The sequence below is a fragment of the Adlercreutzia equolifaciens genome (genome assembly GCF_029076695.1).
In the GTDB taxonomy this organism is placed as follows: domain Bacteria; phylum Actinomycetota; class Coriobacteriia; order Coriobacteriales; family Eggerthellaceae; genus Adlercreutzia; species Adlercreutzia equolifaciens_A.
The window spans coordinates 1-286 of the sequence record NZ_JARFIK010000669.1 but is presented as its reverse complement, the minus strand read 5'-3'; the positions used below and the strand labels follow the sequence as shown (position 1 = coordinate 286).

General features: G+C 68.2%; 1 pseudogene. It reads left to right on the top strand.

Annotated features, from left to right (window positions below):
- Positions 1-286: pseudogene (locus PZH32_RS14050) on the top strand (MFS transporter); the annotation flags it as partial.

Here is a 286-nt window from a genome sequence, read left to right as displayed (position 1 = left end):
TCCTGCAGCAGGTGCCCTCGGCCTGCGCCGTAGGTCCCCTGGGGGCGGAAGTGGGCGCCTTTGCCGTCTCGGCCATCATGCTGGGCACCGTGGCCGGCAAGCCGCTGCTGGGCTGGCTCGCCGAGCGCATCGGCGCGGTGCCGACGGGCATGATTGCCGGCTTCGGGGGCGCGCTCGGGGTGCTTATCGCCCTTTTTAGTGGCGAGAGTGCAGCGCTGTTCTTCTTGGGCGTGGGTATCTACGGACTGGGGTATTCCTCCCTGTCCATCGTGTCGCCCATGCTGTG